Raw genomic sequence first — 281 nt, forward strand, 5'->3', positions numbered from 1 at the left:
GAGCAGTTTCATCAAAGGTGCATTGATTGTCAGCGACCCCGTATCTGAACGCAGAAAACTGTTCGACGGAATTGCTGCAATAATAATGGCAGCCAGAAACAGTCCGACACCAAGCAAAGCCTTTCGCAATGCACGCTGCCGCACCTCAGTCAAAGTACCTTCATTTTCTTCAGTCGCCGCATAGCTGCCCTCATATTTACCGAATTTCGGCTCGATAAATTTGACCGTGACAAATGTTGCGGTCAAAGCAATCAGCACCGTGCCAACAGCCATCATATAAT

General features: G+C 47.3%; 1 protein-coding gene. It reads right to left on the reverse strand.

What is annotated here, in order from left to right:
- Positions 1-281: AbgT family transporter (locus HBA93_RS20780; RefSeq protein WP_221724538.1), on the reverse strand; the 281-nt coding region annotated here is incomplete at both ends.

This window comes from Ochrobactrum sp. SFR4, assembly GCF_019730395.1.
Classification (GTDB): domain Bacteria; phylum Pseudomonadota; class Alphaproteobacteria; order Rhizobiales; family Rhizobiaceae; genus Pseudochrobactrum.